This window comes from Seohaeicola sp. (assembly GCF_048006315.1).
Taxonomy (GTDB): domain Bacteria; phylum Pseudomonadota; class Alphaproteobacteria; order Rhodobacterales; family Rhodobacteraceae; genus Seohaeicola.
The window spans coordinates 2,184,132-2,202,332 of sequence record NZ_CP180350.1 but is presented as its reverse complement, the minus strand read 5'-3'; the positions used below and the strand labels follow the sequence as shown (position 1 = coordinate 2,202,332).

General features: G+C 63.3%; 18 protein-coding genes. 7 read left to right on the top strand and 11 right to left on the bottom strand.

All coding sequences use genetic code 11. The annotated features are described in order from the left end of the window. Window positions 1-34 precede the first annotated feature (34 nt). A complete protein-coding gene (gene sfsA / locus ACMUJL_RS11135) occupies window positions 35-772 on the top strand; it encodes a DNA/RNA nuclease SfsA (RefSeq protein WP_068288027.1) in 738 nt (245 codons plus the stop codon). Between the two features lie 47 nt (window positions 773-819). Then, window positions 820-1,632: a type I methionyl aminopeptidase gene (map, locus tag ACMUJL_RS11130; RefSeq protein ID WP_068288024.1), complete on the top strand. Its 813-nt coding sequence runs from the start codon at window positions 820-822 to the stop codon at window positions 1,630-1,632. A gap of 77 nt (window positions 1,633-1,709) precedes the next feature. Here the strand turns inward: map and ACMUJL_RS11125 are convergent, their stop codons facing one another. From ACMUJL_RS11125 to ACMUJL_RS11115, 3 genes are all read right to left on the bottom strand, one after another. Beyond that, window positions 1,710-2,927: an MFS transporter gene (locus ACMUJL_RS11125; RefSeq protein WP_068288021.1), complete on the bottom strand. Its 1,218-nt coding sequence runs from the start codon at window positions 2,925-2,927 to the stop codon at window positions 1,710-1,712. Window positions 2,928-3,085: 158 nt separating this feature from the next. Next, complete coding sequence (rsmD, locus tag ACMUJL_RS11120) at window positions 3,086-3,646, bottom strand: 16S rRNA (guanine(966)-N(2))-methyltransferase RsmD (protein ID WP_068288018.1); 561 nt, start codon at window positions 3,644-3,646, stop codon at window positions 3,086-3,088. Then, window positions 3,643-4,854 carry an NAD(P)/FAD-dependent oxidoreductase gene (locus ACMUJL_RS11115; protein ID WP_375568250.1) on the bottom strand — a complete coding sequence of 404 codons (1,212 nt, stop codon included), beginning with the start codon at window positions 4,852-4,854 and terminating at the stop codon, window positions 3,643-3,645. The genes rsmD and ACMUJL_RS11115 overlap by 4 nt, the downstream gene beginning before the upstream one ends. A gap of 90 nt (window positions 4,855-4,944) precedes the next feature. Here ACMUJL_RS11115 and ACMUJL_RS11110 point away from each other — a divergent pair, with 90 nt between their 5' ends. Continuing rightward, window positions 4,945-5,433 (top strand): peroxiredoxin, encoded by a 489-nt coding sequence (locus ACMUJL_RS11110; RefSeq protein WP_375568252.1) that lies wholly within the window; start codon window positions 4,945-4,947, stop codon window positions 5,431-5,433. 73 nt (window positions 5,434-5,506) lie between these two features. Here the strand turns inward: ACMUJL_RS11110 and ACMUJL_RS11105 are convergent, their stop codons facing one another. From ACMUJL_RS11105 to ACMUJL_RS11075, 7 genes are all read right to left on the bottom strand, one after another. Then, window positions 5,507-6,349, bottom strand: a complete 843-nt coding sequence (locus ACMUJL_RS11105) for a mechanosensitive ion channel family protein (RefSeq protein WP_375568254.1) — start codon at window positions 6,347-6,349, stop codon at window positions 5,507-5,509. A 31-nt stretch (window positions 6,350-6,380) separates the two neighbouring features. Continuing rightward, window positions 6,381-6,671 (bottom strand): 4a-hydroxytetrahydrobiopterin dehydratase, encoded by a 291-nt coding sequence (locus tag ACMUJL_RS11100; protein WP_375568256.1) that lies wholly within the window; start codon window positions 6,669-6,671, stop codon window positions 6,381-6,383. Continuing rightward, window positions 6,668-7,855: a GNAT family N-acetyltransferase gene (locus ACMUJL_RS11095; RefSeq protein WP_068288003.1), complete on the bottom strand. Its 1,188-nt coding sequence runs from the start codon at window positions 7,853-7,855 to the stop codon at window positions 6,668-6,670. The genes ACMUJL_RS11100 and ACMUJL_RS11095 overlap by 4 nt, the downstream gene beginning before the upstream one ends. 52 nt (window positions 7,856-7,907) lie before the next feature. After that, complete coding sequence (locus tag ACMUJL_RS11090) at window positions 7,908-8,675, bottom strand: glycerophosphodiester phosphodiesterase family protein (protein WP_375568258.1); 768 nt, start codon at window positions 8,673-8,675, stop codon at window positions 7,908-7,910. Further along, the gene (locus ACMUJL_RS11085; RefSeq protein ID WP_068287999.1) at window positions 8,672-9,136 is read right to left on the bottom strand and encodes a RidA family protein; all 465 of its coding nucleotides are present in this window, start codon (window positions 9,134-9,136) and stop codon (window positions 8,672-8,674) included. The genes ACMUJL_RS11090 and ACMUJL_RS11085 overlap by 4 nt, the downstream gene beginning before the upstream one ends. Before the next feature lie 108 nt (window positions 9,137-9,244). Next, window positions 9,245-10,555, bottom strand: a complete 1,311-nt coding sequence (locus ACMUJL_RS11080) for an HlyD family type I secretion periplasmic adaptor subunit (protein ID WP_068287997.1) — start codon at window positions 10,553-10,555, stop codon at window positions 9,245-9,247. Beyond that, entirely contained in the window at window positions 10,552-12,303 is a 1,752-nt protein-coding gene (locus tag ACMUJL_RS11075; protein WP_416914259.1) for a type I secretion system permease/ATPase, read from the bottom strand. The genes ACMUJL_RS11080 and ACMUJL_RS11075 overlap by 4 nt, the downstream gene beginning before the upstream one ends. Window positions 12,304-12,566: 263 nt before the next feature. Here ACMUJL_RS11075 and ACMUJL_RS11070 point away from each other — a divergent pair, with 263 nt between their 5' ends. Beyond that, window positions 12,567-13,334, top strand: coding sequence for a VacJ family lipoprotein (locus ACMUJL_RS11070; protein WP_375568261.1), 768 nt, complete (start codon window positions 12,567-12,569; stop codon window positions 13,332-13,334). Further along, on the top strand, window positions 13,324-13,941 hold the full coding sequence (locus ACMUJL_RS11065) for an MlaC/ttg2D family ABC transporter substrate-binding protein (protein ID WP_375568263.1): 618 nt from the start codon (window positions 13,324-13,326) through the stop codon (window positions 13,939-13,941). The genes ACMUJL_RS11070 and ACMUJL_RS11065 overlap by 11 nt, the downstream gene beginning before the upstream one ends. A gap of 89 nt (window positions 13,942-14,030) precedes the next feature. On the opposite strand, the gene ACMUJL_RS11060 is transcribed toward ACMUJL_RS11065, so the two are convergent. Further along, the gene (locus ACMUJL_RS11060; protein ID WP_416914258.1) at window positions 14,031-16,238 is read right to left on the bottom strand and encodes a transglycosylase domain-containing protein; all 2,208 of its coding nucleotides are present in this window, start codon (window positions 16,236-16,238) and stop codon (window positions 14,031-14,033) included. Window positions 16,239-16,494: 256 nt separating this feature from the next. Here ACMUJL_RS11060 and ACMUJL_RS11055 point away from each other — a divergent pair, with 256 nt between their 5' ends. Further along, a complete protein-coding gene (locus ACMUJL_RS11055; protein WP_068287987.1) occupies window positions 16,495-16,833 on the top strand; it encodes a P-II family nitrogen regulator in 339 nt (112 codons plus the stop codon). Window positions 16,834-16,861: 28 nt separating this feature from the next. Further along, window positions 16,862-18,172, top strand: a complete 1,311-nt coding sequence (locus ACMUJL_RS11050; protein WP_068288617.1) for an ammonium transporter — start codon at window positions 16,862-16,864, stop codon at window positions 18,170-18,172. Window positions 18,173-18,201 lie beyond the last annotated feature (29 nt).

The following is an 18,201-nucleotide window of genomic DNA, read 5'->3' as shown; positions in this document are numbered from 1 at the left end:
GAAACATCAGATGCCTCGGTATAGGCCCAAGCCCATGCGCTTTCCAACCCCTCTGCTGCCCGCCCGGCTGATCCGCCGCTATAAACGGTTTCTTGCCGATGTGGTGCCTGAAACCGGCCCCGATGCCGGTCAGCAGGTCGTGGCCCATTGCCCCAATCCCGGCGCGATGCTGGGGTTGGCGACGCCGGGCACAAGAATCTGGCTGGAACGCAACGAAGACCCGAAGAAAAAGCTGCGCTACGGTTGGCGGCTGGTGGATCATTGCGATGGCCATTTCACCGGGATCGATACCGCGCTACCCAACCGGATGCTGCGCGCGGCATTGGAGGCACGTGCGATACCTGCACTTGCGGCCTATGGGACAGTCCTGCCGGAACAGGCCTATGGCACCTCAAGCCGCGTCGATTTCCTGCTGCGCGAACCGGGTCTGCCTGATGCCTATGTCGAGGTTAAAAGCGTCACCCTCAGCCGGCAGGAGGGCCTTGCCGAATTCCCCGACAGCGTGACCGCGCGTGGGGCCAAGCATCTTGGCGAACTGGCCGACATGGCGCGGCAAGGGCATCGCGCGGTGCTTTTCTATCTTGTGCAGCGCAGTGATTGCACCCGTTTTGACCTGGCCCGCGACATCGACCCGGCCTATGCGGCCGCGGCATCGGCCGCACATGCGGCCGGTGTCGAGGTGGTTTGCCAAGCTTGCAGGCTTGACCCCGATGGGATCGGATTGTCACATCCGCTGACGCCCGCCCTTGGCTTGACTGGCAACTTCGGATAAATCGGCCTAAATAAAGACAAAACGGATTTTCAGGACGGAGCCCCGGTTTGAACGATCAGCATCGCGGCCGCCTTACACGGGATGGCATCCGAATTCACGAAGACGGTGACTTTGCCGGAATGCACCGTGCCGGACAGGTTGCGGCAACCATCCTGGACGAGATCGCGGAATTCGTGCAGCCCGGCATCACCACCGGCGAGCTGGACCGGATCATCGAGGACAAGGTCGAGGCCGCAGGCGTGAAATCGGCCACGATCGGCTACAAGGGCTATCAGCATGCCAGCTGCATCAGCCTGAACCACGTGGTCTGTCATGGCATTCCCGGCGACAAGAAGCTGAAGGATGGCGACATCCTGAACATCGATGTCACCGTGATCGTTGATGGCTGGTTCGGCGATACCAGCCGCATGTATGCCGCGGGTACCCTGTCCCGCAAGGCAGAGCGCCTGATCCAGGTGACCCATGATGCGCTGATGCTGGGGATCGAGGCGGTCAGACCGGGCAACACGTTTGGTGACATCGGCCATGCGATCCAGTCCTTCGTCGAAGGGCACCGCATGAGCGTGGTGCGAGACTTCTGCGGCCATGGCCTGGGGCGCGTCTTTCATGCGCCACCGAATGTGCTGCATTATGGCCGTCCGGGTACCGGACCGGTGCTGGAGGAAGGGATGTTCTTCACCATCGAGCCCATGGTGAACCTGGGACGCCCCGAAACCAAGGTCCTGGCCGATGACTGGACAGCCGTGACCCGCGACAAGTCGCTGAGCGCCCAGTTCGAGCATTCCGTGGGTGTCACGGCGACCGGGTGCGAGATCTTCACACTCTCGCCCGCAGGACGGTTCCACCCCACTTACGGCTGATGCCTTTGTCCGCGATGGCGGAATGCGCTCCGCGCGGGGATATTTGAGGCAAGAAGAAACAGCCGATGCCGCGCCGGTCAGACAGCGGGCAGGCGGATGCGTGCGCGCCCCAGGCGCGGATGCAGGCGCCCCGCGATACCCCATGCCAGCCAGAGCCCGGCACCGCAGGCCATGAAGACCCCCGGCAAGGGGGCTGCCAGCAGGACCAGCCAGGCGATGCCGGGGGTCAGGATGCCCGATACATCGCGGAAGCTGGAATAGACGGCCGACATCTCGGTCCGTTCCGAGGGTTTGACCGCCATCAGGAAGGGCAGACCGCCGCAGACATCCAGCAGGATCAGGCAGAAAGACGCCAGCATCAGCAAGGCCACCGCCCCCCATGGCAGCCACTGGCCAACGCCGGCCGCGATGAACAACGCGCCTGCCGCGAAAAACCCGAAACGCACCGCCGTGCGGATCGAACTGGCCTGAACGAAGCGCAGCATCAGCGGCGTCAAGAAAAGCGTGCCATTGGTGATCGACAGGACGATCCCGCCCGTGGCTTCGCCCAGCCCGGACTCGACGGCGAAGATCGGCAGGTAGACGACATAGACCCACCAGCCGCAGGACCGGATCACCGCGAACAGCCAGCCCGCGATCAGGCGCGGTTGCGCGAAGAAACGCCCCAGAAAGGCCAGCGGGTTGGGGGCGGGCGCGCGCGCCCGGCTGATCAGCTTGCCATTGCCCAGCCGCATCGACCAGAAGACCGACAGCATGCACAGGGCCGAGACGCCGGCGACCACGAAAGGCGCTGGCCGCCAGAGCGCCATCAGGGTCACACCCAGAACCGGCCCCACCGTCCAGCCAAGAGCGGAATAGAACATCCGCATCGACTCGGCCCGCCCCAGGTCGACCCGCGCGATATAGTCCAGCACATAGGCATTGAAGCAGACGAAGGTGATCACCGTCGCCAGCGTGTTGCAGAGCAGGGCGAACATGATCATGTCGGTGCCCCCCAGAACCGCCACGATCGAGCCCAGCACATAAAGCGAGGCACCGGTGGTATACATCCAGCGGCGTGGCAGGAAGCGATTCAGCCAGGGCACCATCAACCCGCCCAGCAGGGATGTGATCCCGATCATGAAATAGACCTGGGACACGGTCTGCGCATCCTGAAGGGCGCGGTACATTTCGAGCGGAAAGACAGAGATCAGGATTCCGCGTGTGATGGCCTCGAATCCCTGGAGGGTCGCGAAACCTCGAACGCCGGGCGTGGGGGCAAAGCGGGTCCAGATGGGTATGTAACGGGTTGCCATGGATATTCCGGATCAATGTCCCGGCAAGCTGAACCCGCATGTCCTGCCATGCTTTCCCGTTTCCGACCCCATGGTGCGTCGTCTTTTTGCCGCGTCGCGGGCGCGACCGTGAATGGCACCCCCGCAGGGGCCGGGCCATCTGCCAAGCGCCGGTCGGGTCAGTCTGCGCGCAGCAGGCTGATCACCGTATCGCCGTAGCGGCGGCTTTCCAGCAGGGTCACGCCCTCGGGCGGCAGGATCGCGGCACTTTCCTCCCAGACGATCAGCGCCTCGGCGGCTATCCAGCCTTGCGCCAGGGCCTGACGCAGCGCCTGTTCCCCCATGCCCTTTGCATATGGCGGATCCAGAAAGATCAGGTCGAAAGGCAGGCCGTCATTCGGGGGAAGGCGACGCGCATCACGCTTGATGATCCGCGTCTCTGCCCCGGCCTCGCAGATCGCGACATTCTGCCGGATCAGCGCCAGCGCCTTGGTCCCGTCGTCCACGAAAACGGCATGTGTTGCCCCGCGCGACAGCGCCTCGAGCCCCAGCGCGCCGGTCCCTGCGAACAGGTCCAGAACGCGCGCGCCGTTGATCGGGTCGCCGAAACGGCCACCGGCCAGCATGTTGAACAGGCTTTCGCGGGTGCGATCCGTTGTCGGCCGCAGATGCGCGCCGGGATCACCTTTGCCCAGGGCCGCAAGGGCACGGCCCCGAAACCGCCCGGCAACGATCCTCATGCGGGAAGCAGTGATTTCAGCGGGGTTTCCGGATCGGCCACAGCCGCCGGTGCGGGCGATTGACCCGCCTCGATCAGACGCTTGCCGATCATGTAGGCGCGCGGATCGTTCATCGCGTCCACAGCCAGCAGCGCATCGCCCCGATAGTACCAGACGGACTGGCTGCCCGGCTTGTCGCCCGGCCGCACCACTGTTCGGTCATAGCCCGTATTCAGCCCGGCGATCTGGAGCTTCACGTCATACTGATCCGACCAGAACCAGGGTTTCGCAACATAGTCCTTGCCGGCGCCCATGATGTTCTCGGCCACGCATTCCGCCTGTTCGATCGCGTTCGGCACGCTTTCCAGCCGGATCCGCCCATCCTGCCAGGGAAACGAGGCGCAATCCCCGGCGGCCCAGATCGCCGGGTCCGATGTGCGGCCCTGCGCATCCACCTTGATCCCGTTCTCGATCTCGAGGCCAGCCGCCTCGGCCAACGCGGTACCAGGTGTGATGCCGACACCGACGATCACCAGATCGACCGGCAGCTCGGTGCCGTCGCTCAGCCGTGCGCCGGTGACATGCCCTTCGCCCAGCAGGCGGTCCAGCCCGATACCCTCGCGGATGGTCACACCATGCCCTTGATGCAGGGCGCGGAAAAAGTCGGATGTCTCGGGGGCTGCGACCCTTTGCAGGATCCGGTCCGCCATTTCGACCAGTGTCACATCAAGCCCCCGCTTGGCGGCCACCGCTGCAGCCTCAAGCCCGATATAGCCGCCGCCCACGATCAGCGCGCGTTTGCCCGCCACGACATGCGGGGCCATGGCATCGACATCGGCCAGGTCGCGCACCACGAAGACGCCTTCCAGCGCCCCGCCGATGCTGGCGGGCAGGCGGCGCGGCTCAGACCCGGTGGCAAGCACCAGCTGATCATAGGGCATGACCTCGCCATTCAGGGTGACGGTATGCGCGGTGCGGTCAATCCCGGTGACGCGGGTATTCAGGCGCAGGTCGATCCGGTGTTCGGCATAGAAACTTTCAGGCCGCAGGAACAACCGGTCCAGCGCCATGTCACCCAGCAGATAGGCTTTCGACAAGGGCGGGCGCTGATAGGGGGGCACGGGTTCGGCGCCGATAAGTGTGATGGATCCGTCAAAGCCGGAATTGCGCAACTTTGCAACAAGTGACGATCCGGCTTGTCCGGCTCCGACGACGACAACATGCATCATCCCTGTTCCTTTTCGAAAGTATTGGCCTCGGATTGCGCGGCACCCTATATCCACGATACCGGATAACGCAAACCCAAGGTGAGGAACAGGATGACGATTTCGACCGGGGCAAATCTGCCCGATGCAAAGCTTGTGAAGATGGGTGACAAGGGGCCGGAAGCGGTGGCCCTGGGCGAAAAGCTGAAAGGTCGCAAGGTTGCGATCTTCGCGGTTCCAGGGGCATTCACGCCCACATGCCACTCTGCCCATGTGCCGAGTTTCATTCGCACCAAGGATCAGTTCGCCGCCAAGGGCGTGGACGAGATCATCTGCATCAGTGTCAATGATCCCTTCGTCATGAAGGCATGGGGCGAGGCGACAGGCGCCACCGCCGCCGGCATCACCATGCTGGCGGATGCCTCCAGCGCATTCACCAAGGCGATCGGCATGGACTTCGATGCGCCGCCCGCAGGGCTTGTCGCGCGGTCAAAGCGTTACGCGATGCTGGTCGAGGATGGTGTGGTCAAGGTATTCCACCCCGAGGAAAGCCCCGGCACCTGCGAGATTTCGGGCGGCGAGGCGCTGCTGGCCGCGATCTGAGGCTGTGACTGAACACAAAACCCCCGCCTGGCATCGCCCGGCGGGGGTTTTTTGTTGTCGGATGCGATGGTCGTCACGCGGCGTTAATCATCGTCCGTGTCGGGAAAGGAATGTCGATGCCGCCTGCATCAAACGCTTCCTTCACGGCGCGCTTCATGTCCGCCTGATACTGGAAATAGTCGCCCGAGGCGCACCAGACCCGCACAAGGAAATCGACCGAAAAATCGCCAAGGTTGTTGACCTGGAAGAAGGGCGCGGGATCGGTCCTGGACCGTGGATCGGCCATGATCGTGTCGCGGATGATCGTCTCGGCCTTCTTCAGATCCGCGTCGTAGGACACGCCAAAAATCCATTCCGCACGGCGCGTGTCATAGGCAGAGTAGTTCACGATGACATTGCCCCAGACCTGGCTGTTGGGAATGATCACCTGGACATTTCCCACCGAGGACAGTTCGGTAAAGTTCAGCGAGATCTCCTGCACCGTGCCCGATTGGCCGGCAACCTCGACGAAGTCACCGTTCTTGAAGGGGCGGAACAGGATGATCATCACGCCCGCCGCCACGTTCGACAGCGTGCCCTGCAAGGCCAGGCCAATGGCAAGACCGGCAGCACCGATCACGGCGACGATTGACGTGGTCTGGATTCCGAAGGTGTTCAGCACGAACAGCGCCGTAAAGGCCAGGATCACATAGCGCAGGATATTGCCGAGAAAGCTGAACAGCGTGATGTCCAGCCGCTTGTACCGCCGCGACAGGCCGATGACCCGGTTGCGCGCCCAGCCCGCCAAGATGAACCCGCCCAGAACCAGCGCCAGCGCGCCGACAACCGATCCGGCAAGCGAGGCCAGGAATTCAAGGGTCAGAACGTCCGCCAGCGTGGTTCCGTTCCAGATGTCGGTGTTCATCAGCTCTTGCATGGGTCCTCCTTGAAGCAGCGCCAGCAGAGGGTCACAGGCTGTCCATCTTGCGCGCCAGCTTTGCATCCAGCGCCGACAGCCCATCGACGTCATGTGTGGTCAGAACCACCGTCACGGTCTTGTAGACATTTGACCATTCGGGGTGATGGTTCCATTTTTCGGCCCAAAGAGCCGCCTGCGTCATCCAGCCAAAGGCTTCGGTGAAATCCTTGAACTGGAATGTCTTGATGATGGCGTCGCGGTCTTCGACCATGCGCCAGCCCGTTTCGAACAAGGGCTCCAGCATGGTCTTGCGGCCTGTATCGCTGAGGCGTTCGGTCATTCCTGTTCCTCCATTTGGGTCTTTCTGAACGGACCATAGGCCGTCAGAACCTCGATGTCTTCGGTGACGGCGCGGCGTTCCGCCTCGAGGTAGCGGGCGACGGCATCGGCAAAACCGGGCTGGCGGATCCAGTGCAGGGAATGGATCGGGACCGGCAGATAACCGCGTGCCAGCTTGTGTTCCCCCTGCGCGCCGGCCTCGACACGCGCCATCCCCTTTGCGATCGCGACATCCATGGCCTGATAATAGCACAGTTCGAAATGCAGGCAGGGATGATCCTCTGTGCAGCCCCAGTAGCGCCCGAACAGGGTCTGCCGCCCGATGAAGTTCAGCGCGCCCGCCACCGGTACACCGTCACGCAGGGCCAGAACAAGCAGCATGTCGGGGCGCATCGTGTCATGCGCGATATCGAAGAAGCGGCGCGTCAGGTAGGGTGTGCCCCATTTGCGCGCGCCCGTATCCTGGTAGAAACGCCAGAAATGGTCCCAGTGCCACGGCTCGATCTGATCGCCCGTCAGGGCCACGATCTGCCCGCCGAAGGCCTGGGCGCGCTCGCGTTCCTTGCGGATCATCTTGCGCTTGCGCGATGAAAGAGAGGCAAGGAATCCGTCGAAATCGCGATAGTCCGCGTTCTCCCAGTGGTATTGCTGGGTGACGCGATGCATCAGGCCCATCGTCTGGCCGGCCTCTGCCTCGGACCGGGTGCAGAATGTCACGTGAAGCGAGGACAGGCTGTTCTTGTCCGTCAGCTCGACCGCCCCTTGCACCAGTGCGGCCTGTCCGGCTTCCTCGAATCCGGGGCGGGTCAGGAAACGCCGTCCCGTGGCGGGCGTGAAGGGCACCGCGATCTGAAGCTTGGGATAATAGCGCCCGCCCGCGCGTTCATAGGCATGGGCCCAGTTGTGATCGAAGATATATTCGCCCTGGCTGTGCGACTTGGCATACATCGGGGCGCAGGCGATCACCTGACCGTCTTGCCGCGCGACCAGGTGGCGTGGCTGCCATCCCGATCCGGCGCCCACCGATCCGCTGTCTTCCAGTGCCTTGAGAAAACGCCAGGTGGTGAAAGGGTCCAGCGGCGGACCACCATCCGCGGTTTCGGGGCAGGCACATGCGTCCCACGCGGTCTGCGGGATCTCCGACAGGCTGCCCAGCATGTCGATCTCGATCATGTCGTCACTCATGGCGGCGTGCCCCCTTCATGCGCCCTATAATCTGGATCGGTGGATGGGCCGATCAAGCCGGGATCGCGGCGGGATAACCTTCGAAGGTGACATTATGCGCAATCTGTCGTGCCGCGGCCTCGGCCTCGGGGGAACGGATCGTCCAGCACAGGATCGCGGCACCGCGCGCCTTGAGATCGGCTACACGCGTCGCCCCCAGATCGCTGGCCTGGTGGCTGATGAAACAGGCCCCCGTTGCGTCGTAATCGGGGATATCGCGCAATCTGGCGCGCGTGCCGGCCGGCAAAAGCGGCCAATCCTCTGCCGTATAGTCGCAGGTCGTCAAACCGCGCGGCAGATCTGGGGCCAGTCCGGCCATCGCCGTCATCGAATGAGGGTTGAACGACATGACGGCCACGGGCCCGTCATAGCCTTTCAGGGTCCTTGCCGCCGCCGCCTCGAGCGCGCCGACACCGGCGCCCATGGCACCGTCCTGATCCTTGATCTCGATCAGCAGGGGAACGCGCCCCGCCACCTGCGCCAGAACCTGGTCAAGCCGGGGTATCCCGTCCGTCCCGCCCCTGAGGCAGATTTGCCCAAGTGCTTGCGCGCTGCGCTGGCGCACTGGTCCGACCTCATGTGTCAACCGGTTGAGGTCGTAGTCATGGAACACCATGGCCTGACCGTCCGAGGACAGTTGCAGGTCGATCTCGATCCCGTATCCGGCCCGGCAGGCGGCCTCGATGGCGGAGGGCGAGTTTTCCGGCCGCCCGGCCGCAAGGTCGTGCAGGGCGCGATGTGCGATCGGCGCCCCCAGGAATTGCGCGGGAAGCCGGCTCATTTGATCTGGAAGATCGCTTCGATTTCGACGGCGACACCCAGGGGCAGGGCTGCGGCGGATACCGCGGACCGCGAATGCCGCCCCATGTCGCCCAGCGCTTCCACCAGGAAGTCCGAGGCTCCGTTGATCACCTTGGGCTGATCGGTGAAATCCGCGGTCGAATTGACGAAACCCGTCAGCTTGACCACACGCTCCAGCCGGTCGATGTCGCCGCCACATGCGGCCTTGAGTTGCGCCAGAAGACTGATCGCGCAGGCCTTGGCTGCCGCGGCACCTGCCTCGATATCCATTGTGTCGCCCAGTCGTCCCTTGATCAGCCCATCGGGCCCGTTCGAGATCTGTCCGGACACGAAGACAAGGTTGCCCGCCTGGACGAAGGGCACGTAATTCGCCGCAGGAGCGGGCGCGGAAGGCAGGGTTACACCAAGTTCGGCAAGACGGGTTTCGATGGCGCTGGTCATGGGTAGTCTCCGTGTCGCGGGTGATTTGCGCCGGACGCTACCGGGCTTCGCTGCAGAAGGAAACCGCAAACGGATCACGGGCAGGATCTCCCGTTATCGAACGCCGCCCTATTCCTCGCGCAGGGCCAGGTTGACACCATCCGCCAGCGGTTTCAGCAGGTATTGCAGAACTGTCCGGTCGCCTGTGTGCAGGAAGGCATCGACCGGCATGCCGGGAAGCAGAAGCGGTCCCTTTGGCAGGCCCTCTGTTCCGGAAGCATCCGGTACGATCGCCGCACGGTAGAAGAACCGTCCTGATGTTGGATCGGCAAAGGCGTCGGCCGATATGTGCGCGACCTTTCCGACAAGATCGGGAATGTCTTCGGTCTGAAGCGCGGGAAAGCGCAGCGTGACTTCCTGGCCGGGAAAGACGCTGCCCACATGCAAAGGGTCGATCTGCGCCGCAACGATCAAGGGCTGGTCCTGCGGTACGATCGACAGGATCGGATCAGCGGGCCGCAGAACCGCGCCTTTCGAGTGGACCTGCAAGCCATGGATGATTCCCGCGACCGGCGCGCGGACCTCAAGGCGGTTCAACCGCTCCAGCAGGGCGCGCCGTTTTTCCTGCATGTCCAATTCGCGCGGTTGCAGATCACGCAGGCGGGTGATCGCCTCTTCGCGCCGGCCGTCGCGCAGTTGCAGCAACTCAAGCCGGATCTGCGCAACCCGGCTTTCGGCCTCGGCCCTCTGCGCGTCCACCGCGCCGATGACCCCGGTGAGCGCGGCCAATTCCCGTTGCAGGTCAAGAATGCGGCTGGCCTGGGCAAGGCCGCGGTCAAGCAGGATCCTTTGATTGGCAAGCTCCTGCGTGATCAGATCCTGCTGGATTTCCACGGCCTCGCGTTGTGCGGTCAGCCCCTCGATCTGCCTTGCGATCTGCTGGACACGCAGTTCAAGCTGGTCGGCCTGAAGCTGCGCCGCGTCACGCCGTGCCGCCATCCATTGCCTTTGTCCTTCGACAAGGCTGGCTATGGCCGGGTCCCGATGCGCGGCGGACAACAGCAAGGGGTCGAAGACCGGCTCTTCCAGCCCGTCAAGCTCGGCCTCGTTGCGGCCACGGCGGGCCATGACATCGAACAATTCCGCCTCAAGCAGGGCCAATTCGGACGACAGCGCGGCACCGTCAAGGCGGATCAGGATCTGGCCTGCCGCGACTGGCATGCCCTCTGCGACAAGGATGTCACGGATCGGGCCGCCATCGGGATGCTGCACCACTTGCCGGTTCTGCTCCAGCTCGATCCGGCCACTGGCAACGACAGCGCCCGAAATCTTGGTGAACGCGGCCCAGGTCGCAAAGCCCCCCAGCAGCACGGCCAGGGCAATCAGGCCCGTCACGATGGGCTGACTGGTCGGATAGCGCGAGTTTGCGTCAACCGTCACGCCCCCCAGACCCTTGTGGTTTGGCTCTGCGTCGCGCGCAGATCCTGCGGATTGTCCAGAACATCGCGCAGGATGTCGTGCCGAGGGCCGAATGCCACGCGCTGCCCGCGGTCGATCACCAGGATCAGGTCGCATTCCGCGATGGCGGCGGGGCGATGGGTCATGATCAGAACGGAACGCCCTTCGGATTTCATGGTGCGAATGGTCGCGTTCAAGGCGCTGGCCCCGTCATGGTCCAGATGGGCGTTGGGTTCGTCCAGAACCAGAAGCACGGGGTTTTCAAAGAGGGCGCGCGCCAGTCCGATCCGCTGGATCTGCCCCCCCGACAAGCGGCTGCCACCTGCCTCAATTCGTGTCGCATAGCCATCCGGCAGGCGCAGGATCATGTCATGCGCTCCGGCCTTGCGGGCTGCGGTGATTACCTTTTCGGCCTCTGGGCCGGGCGAGAGGCGGGCGATATTCTCGGCGATGGTTCCGTCGAAAAGATCAACCCGCTGCGGCAGATAGCCGATGTGCCGACCAAGGCTGACGGGGTCATACTGATCCAGCGTCGCGCCATCCAGCCGGATCGCGCCTGTCGCAGGCGGCCAAAGGTTGCAGACCGCGCGGGCCAGCGCGGACTTGCCGGCACCCGACGGGCCGATCACGCCGATCGCCTGTCCGGGTCGGACGGCAAGGTTCACCATCCTGAGGACCGGTTGCGCCGCGCCCGGTGGAATGACCGTCAGCGCCTGCACGTCAAGGTGCGCGGCGGGGGTGGGCAGTGCGATCCCCGGTATCGGGGCCGGCATCTCGGTCAGCAGCCGGGCAAGGTCATGCCACCCGTCATGCGCCTGCGTGAACAGGGGCCAGCTACCGATCATCTGCTCGATCGGGGCCAGGCCACGCGCCAGAAGGATCGACGCGGCAATCATCACGCCTGCACTGATCTCATCCCTGATGACCAGCCATGCGCCAAGCCCAAGCATGGCCGTCTGCAGGAACAGCCTGCAGGTTTTCAGCGCCACGGTCATGCTGCCGCCGACATCGGCCGCATGGACCTGCATCGAAAGCGTCTTGTCGCGCGCGGCCTGCCAGCGGGCGGCGACCTGTTCGCGCAGGCCAGCAGCCTGGACCGTTTCGACAGAGGCCCCGACCTGGGCGCCAAAAGCCATGGCCGCCGCCCCCGCGCTGTTGGCACCAATCACCGAGCGCCGGGTGAGGGCCTGGTTGGCCCAGGCCAGAAGGATCAGAAACGCCCCACCCCCAAGTGCCAGCGCCCCAAGCCAGGGATGAAACATCGCGATGCCGATCGCGAAGATCGGCACCCACGGCAGATCGAACAGGGCCAGCACAGCCTGCGAGGTCATCAGCCGTTGAACCGCCTCAAGCTGGTGCGGCCCGGCCTGCCGCTGCCCTTGCAGCGCATGCCGTCCGGCCAGGTCATTTCGCAGCATCGCGTCAAAGACGCGGCGTTCCATCCCGTGCTGGAAACGTGCGCCGATCCTGATCATGATCCGTCCCCTGGCGTGATCCAGCAGACCCATCACCGCATAAAGGAACCCGGCAAGCAGGGTGAGGGCGGCAAGTGTCGGCAAAGACTTGCTGATCAGTACCCGGTCATAGACCTGAAGCATGTAGACCGGGCCGGTCAGGATCAGGATGTTGGTGAAGATGCTGAACAGCCCCACCCACCAGAACAAACCAAGGCTTGCCCGCCGTGCAGCGCGCAATTCGGAAAGGCCGGGGTGGAAATCTGCTGTCTGCATGCGACATATCCCGCAATTTGCACCAAGAATTTACCGGTCAATTCCGGACCGCTCTTCCGTCTGCGGGTTGGACGGTATAATGAAATGACCTAACTTCGGGTTAGTGGCGCAATCGGAAGAACCGAAAAGGGCGCGTCGCGCACGTCAAATTCGCCGGTCATGCGCCCGGGATTTCAGATCAAATGCTCTTGAACACGGATCTTACATTGCAACACATTTCCCATGCTTTTTGGTTTTCCACGATACAGTCCGCTTGGGCCCGTGTGCTGCCGCTGTGCGCGGTGATCTTTTTGGCGGGCTGCGCCGCGCAGGACCCCGGTGCCGCGGTGACCCGCGACGGGATCAGCGACCCTTTCGAAGAGCGGAACCGGAACGTTCATGAATTCAACAAGGCGGTTGATCGCGCAGTCCTTCGTCCCTTGTCGCGCGGTTACACGCGCGCCGTGCCCGAGGACCTTCGGCTGGTGGCGGATAATTTCGCCTCGAACCTGTCGGCCCCCGGACTGGTGGTGAACAACCTGCTGCAGGGCAATTTCAAGGGCGCGCTGACGAATACCTACCGTTTCGCGATCAACAGCACCATCGGCTTTGCCGGACTGGTCGATGTGGGCGACATCACGGGCGTGCCCGAGGTCGATACGGATTTCGGTGAAACACTGCATGTCTGGGGCGCGAAAGAGGGGCATTACGTCGAATTGCCGTTCCGTGGCCCATCGACCCAGCGCGATGCCGTCGGGCATGTCGTGGACCTGTTCACCAACCCCCTTTCCACCGTTCTGTCGGGAACGCAGAACGAGATCCGGATCGGGGCGCAGGCTCTGGATGTGGTCGCGGATCGTGGCCGTTTCGGGGACACGATCGATTCGGTTCTTTATGACAGCGCCGACAGCTATGCCCAATCGCGATTGATTTACCTGCAGAACAGGCGGTTCACGCTTGGGCGGTCTGGTGAAGCAACCTATGACGACCCATATGCATCAGGACAGGCCGATGCCTATGATGACCCCTACGAGGACCCTTATGAAGAGTGATGTGACACGCCGCTTCGCAATCGGATCCGTGGCCGCGACCATTGGCCTGGCCGGATTCGGTCTTGCCCTGCCGGACACGGCCATGGCGATGACGACAGAACGGGCAAAGACCCTGGTCGATGCCCTGGTGGCTGATATCAACCAGGTGATTGCCTCGGGCAAGTCCGAACAGGCGATGTATGTCGAGTTCGAACGCATCTTTGCCCGCTATGCCGATGTACCCACGATCGCAAGCTATGCGATGGGCGTCGATGCGCGTCGCGCGACGCCGGCACAGATGCGCGAATTCACGACCGTGTTCCAGCGCTACATCTCGGTGAAATACGGGCGCCGCTTCCGTGAATTCATCGGCGGCCAGATCGAAGTGCAGGGCGCACGCCAGGTCAAAAGCTTCTACGAGGTCAAGAGCCTTGCAGTATTGCGCGGGCAGGCACCCTTCGAAGTGACGTTCCTTGTCTCTGATCGCAGCGGCAAGGACCTGTTCTTCAACCTCTTCATCGAAGGCATCAACATGCTTCTGACCGAACGGACCGAGATCGGCGCGATGCTGGACCGGCGCGGCGGCAATATCGACGCGATGATTGCGGATCTGCGCTCATCGGCCTGAAGGGGCGTCGACTGTTCCTGAAAAAGAAAAGGCGCGCCCGATGGGACGCGCCTTTTTTCATGCCCGGTTTCATGGCCGGTCCGGGCCGGTCAGTTCCGGCCTGCGCCGAACAGATCGCGGAACAACTGTTCGATCGCGGTCTGGGTTTCGGGCTGGCCGTTGCTGGTGCCGCGCGGCTGGCCTTGCCAGGGATCCTGACCCGCGGACACTTGTGGCGCCTGCACCTGCGGCTGCGCCGTCGGGGCCAGCATCGGCAGGGGGCGGGGCGGTAGGCCTTCATGCACGCGCGTCATCACCTCGTGCCAGATTTCCGATGGCAGCCCGCTGCCGGTGACACCTGTCAGGGGGGTGTTGTCATCGTACCCCATCCAGACACCGGCAACATAATCGGCGGAATATCCGATGAACCATGCGTCGCGCGCGGCCTGTGTCGTGCCGGTCTTTCCGGCGACATCGCGATCTTTGAGGTTGGCACGCGTGCCTGTCCCGCGGGTCGTGACCTGATGCAGCATCCAGGTCAGCTGTTCTGCCGCCTCCTGGCGGATCACACGTTCGCCCATGCCGCCCGTCGCGGTCATCAGCGGCTCATCCTCGCCCTGCATCCGCAACTCCACAAGGCCGTAGGGCGTCACCGCCGAGCCGCCGTTCAGGATGCCTGCAAAGGCGCCGGTCGTCTCGATCAGCGTGGCCTCCGAGGCGCCAAGCGCCAGGGCGGGCCCTGCCGCCAGGTCGGACTGGATGCCGAATTGCGTGGCAACCGTCCGTACAGTTTCCAGCCCCACGCTTTGCGCGACCTTCACGGCCGGGATGTTCAGGGATCGCGACAGGGCTTCGGTCATCGTGACCGGCCCGTTGAAGCTGCGGTCATAGTTGTTGGGACACCATTCGCCCGATCCGGGAATGTTCACGCAATAGGGCAAATCGTCGATGATGTCGTTGGGCGAATAGCCAAGATCCAGTGCCGCGGCATAGACGAAGGGCTTGAAGGCCGATCCGGTCTGTCGCCGCGCCTGCGTGGCCCTGTTGAAAGCCCCCACCACCTTGGTATCGCGCCCCCCGACCATGGCGCGCACCGCGCCGTCCGATGACATGACAACGATGGCCGCCTGCGCCTTGGACCCTTCGCGCACCTTGTTCTCGAAGATATAGAGCATGGCCTCTTCGGCGGCTTTCTGGATCCGCGGATCCAGGGTGGTGCGGATCACGACATCCTCGGTCGTGTTGCGGGTGAAGAATTCAGGGCCCGATGACATGACCCAATCGGCAAAGAAGCCGCCCGCGCGCGCTTCGGCCGCTTCGGACAGTTGGGCGGGATTGGCCAATGCATCCTCGGCCTGCGCCTGGGTCAGATAGCCCTGATCCTGCATGAGGCGTATGACCGTGGCGGCCCGGTTCTGCGAGCGTTGCAGGTTGTTGGTCGGCGCAAGGCTTGTGGGCGCGGTCAGCAGCCCCGCCAGCATGGCGGCCTCGGCCGGGATCAACTGGCCCGAAGTCTTGCCGAAATATCGCTGTGACGCGGCCTCGGCGCCATAGGCGCCGCCACCCAGGTAGGCGCGGTTGATGTATATCGAAAGGATTTCATCCTTGGTGTACTTGGCCTCCAGCGCGAAGGCATAGACCGCCTCCTTTATCTTGCGTGACAAGGATCCGCGCCGGCAGTCTGCCTCGTATTCGGTTTCGGATTTCCACTGCTGCGGATCATAGGCCACGCCCAGGCACAAAAGCTTGGCTGTCTGCTGGGTGATCGTGGAGCCCCCGTTGCCGGACAACGGTCCGCGCCCCTCGCGCAGGTTGATCCGGATCGCCCCGGCGATGCCGCGCGGCGACAGGCCCAGATGGCGGTAGAATCGCTTGTCCTCGGTCGCGATGACGGCATTCTTCAGATGCGGGGATATCGTCTCGGCGCTGACGACACCGCCGAACTGGTTTCCGCGCCAGGCAAAGACGCGCCCATCCGCATCCAGCAATGTGACCGAGCCGCGCTGGCGACCGTCCAGAAGTGCACTTGCCTCTGGCAGCGTCGTGTAGAAATAGCCGATCGCACCGGCCAGGATCAGGGCCGTGATCAGACCCACGCGCCAGGTGAAGCCCCAGACAATTCGCCAGATCCAGCCGAACAAACCTGCGAAAACCGCCACGATCGGATTGCGCCGGCGGCCCGTGCGCCGGGGCGCGGATTTGCGCGAGGATGCTTTCGAAGGCTTCGATGCGGGCGTCTTCGCCGCAGGGCTGGCCTTTTTCGCAACAACGCGCTTGTCCGCCACTAACGGTGGCTTCCGTCGACCTGAATCACTCATGCTCTGCTCTGCCCGGCATCTGTTGTTTGGGCGAATATAGCGACGACTTGGGCAAATGTTGACCCTTGCGACGCGGCTCAAGGCTTTTTGTTTTGCACAATAAATAGTCAAAAAACCTATATCGCACAAAAATTGCACATTTGCTCCGGTTTCCGGGACCGGTTTCCCTGCGCGGTCTTTCAGAATCCAGCCTCAAACCGCTTTTCTGCAACTGCAACATGCGGGCCCTATCCCGCTCCAGACGAAGGGGACACAGGTGAAACTCATCATTGCAACGATCAAGCCGTTCAAGCTCGAGGAGGTCCGTGAAGCTCTGACCGACATCGGCGTGCGCGGCATGATGGTCACTGAAATCAAGGGCTTTGGATCTCAGTCGGGCCATACCGAAATCTATCGCGGTGCCGAATATGCCGTGAACTTCGTGCCGAAGGTCAAACTCGAGATCGTGGTGAACGATGGCATGGCCGACCAGGTCGTCGACACGATCACCGCAACCGCCAAGACCGGCAAGATCGGTGACGGCAAGATCTTCGTTCTGGATGTGGCACAGGCCGTGCGCGTCCGGACCGGTGAAACCAATGAGGACGCGGTCTGAACCGCGCCGGGGGAAAGGATACATGGACATGAAATCTTTGAAATTGCTGCCGCTTGCCGCAGCACTGGCTATCGTGCCGGTGATGGGCCTTGCGCAGGATACGTCCGAGGCCGCAGCGGCCGTGGACAACGCCTTCATCTTCAATACCCTGCTGTTCCTGATCGGCGGCTTCCTCGTGTTCTGGATGGCGGCAGGCTTCGCCATGCTCGAGGCGGGCCTCGTGCGGTCCAAGAACGTGACCACGCAGCTGACCAAGAACATTGCGCTCTTTTCGATTGCGGCGATCATGTACTGGCTGGTCGGCTACAACCTGATGTACCCCGGCGACGGCTGGTGGATGCAGGGGATGCTTGGCCCGATCTTCGCCACCGCTGATATCGGCGGCGATCCCGCGCTGGAAACCGGCTATGCGACCGGCTCCGACTTCTTCTTCCAGCTGATGTTCTGCGCCACCACCGCGTCGATCGTGTCGGGCACCCTGGCCGAGCGCATCAAGCTGTGGCCCTTCCTGATCTTCACCGTCATCCTGACCGGCTTCATCTACCCGATCGAAGCATCCTGGCAGTGGGGCGGCGGCTTCCTGTCCGAGATGGGCTTCTCCGACTTCGCAGGTTCGACCCTGGTCCACGCCGCAGGTGGCTTCGCGGCCCTGGCCGGTGCGCTGATCCTCGGCCCGCGTCTGGGCAAGTACAAGGATGGCCGCGTCAACCCGATGCCGGGTTCCAACCTGGCACTGGCGACCCTGGGTACGTTCATCCTGTGGCTGGGCTGGTTCGGCTTCAACGGCGGCTCGCAGCTGGCGCTGGGCACCGAGGCTGACGCCAACGCTGTTGCGGTCATCTTCGCCAACACCAACATGGCCGCTGCGGCCGGTGCGGTTGCCGCGCTGATCCTGACGCAGATCATGTACAAGAAGGTCGACCTGACGATGGTGCTGAACGGCGCCCTGGCCGGTCTGGTCTCGATCACCGCAGGTCCGCTTGACCCGACCCTGTTCGGCGCGCTCTGGATCGGTGCCGTGGGTGGCGTGATCGTGGTCCTGGCCGTGCCCTTCCTGGACAAGCTCAAGATCGACGACGTCGTCGGCGCCATCCCGGTGCACCTGATCGCAGGCTTCTGGGGCACCCTGGCGGTTCCCTTCTACACGGAAGGCACCTCCTTCGTGACCCAGATCATCGGCTTCGCGATCATCGGCGCCTTCGTCTTCGTGGTCAGCACCGTGGTCTGGCTGATCCTGAAAGCCACCATGGGGATCCGTGTCAGCGAAGAGGCCGAAGTCAACGGCCTGGACGTCTCGGAACTGGGCATGGAAGCCTATCCGGAATTCACAAAGGGCTGATCCTTTCCTCCCGAGAGATCAGCACGACA

What these genes read in the sequence shown, in the direction of transcription:
- ACMUJL_RS11075 (WP_416914259.1), bottom strand. Translation starts at nt 12,303, where the DNA reads ATGCAGACAGCAGATTTCCACCCCGGCCTTTCCGAATTGCGCGCTGCA.
- ACMUJL_RS11110 (WP_375568252.1), top strand. Translation starts at nt 4,945, where the DNA reads ATGACGATTTCGACCGGGGCAAATCTGCCCGATGCAAAGCTTGTGAAG.
- ACMUJL_RS11065 (WP_375568263.1), top strand. Translation starts at nt 13,324, where the DNA reads ATGAAGAGTGATGTGACACGCCGCTTCGCAATCGGATCCGTGGCCGCG.
- ACMUJL_RS11115 (WP_375568250.1), bottom strand. Translation starts at nt 4,854, where the DNA reads ATGATGCATGTTGTCGTCGTCGGAGCCGGACAAGCCGGATCGTCACTT.
- ACMUJL_RS11105 (WP_375568254.1), bottom strand. Translation starts at nt 6,349, where the DNA reads ATGCAAGAGCTGATGAACACCGACATCTGGAACGGAACCACGCTGGCG.
- sfsA (WP_068288027.1), top strand. Translation starts at nt 35, where the DNA reads ATGCGCTTTCCAACCCCTCTGCTGCCCGCCCGGCTGATCCGCCGCTAT.
- ACMUJL_RS11085 (WP_068287999.1), bottom strand. Translation starts at nt 9,136, where the DNA reads ATGACCAGCGCCATCGAAACCCGTCTTGCCGAACTTGGTGTAACCCTG.
- ACMUJL_RS11100 (WP_375568256.1), bottom strand. Translation starts at nt 6,671, where the DNA reads ATGACCGAACGCCTCAGCGATACAGGCCGCAAGACCATGCTGGAGCCC.
- ACMUJL_RS11050 (WP_068288617.1), top strand. Translation starts at nt 16,862, where the DNA reads ATGAAATCTTTGAAATTGCTGCCGCTTGCCGCAGCACTGGCTATCGTG.
- rsmD (WP_068288018.1), bottom strand. Translation starts at nt 3,646, where the DNA reads ATGAGGATCGTTGCCGGGCGGTTTCGGGGCCGTGCCCTTGCGGCCCTG.
- ACMUJL_RS11095 (WP_068288003.1), bottom strand. Translation starts at nt 7,855, where the DNA reads ATGAGTGACGACATGATCGAGATCGACATGCTGGGCAGCCTGTCGGAG.
- ACMUJL_RS11060 (WP_416914258.1), bottom strand. Translation starts at nt 16,238, where the DNA reads ATGAGTGATTCAGGTCGACGGAAGCCACCGTTAGTGGCGGACAAGCGC.
- ACMUJL_RS11090 (WP_375568258.1), bottom strand. Translation starts at nt 8,675, where the DNA reads ATGAGCCGGCTTCCCGCGCAATTCCTGGGGGCGCCGATCGCACATCGC.
- ACMUJL_RS11125 (WP_068288021.1), bottom strand. Translation starts at nt 2,927, where the DNA reads ATGGCAACCCGTTACATACCCATCTGGACCCGCTTTGCCCCCACGCCC.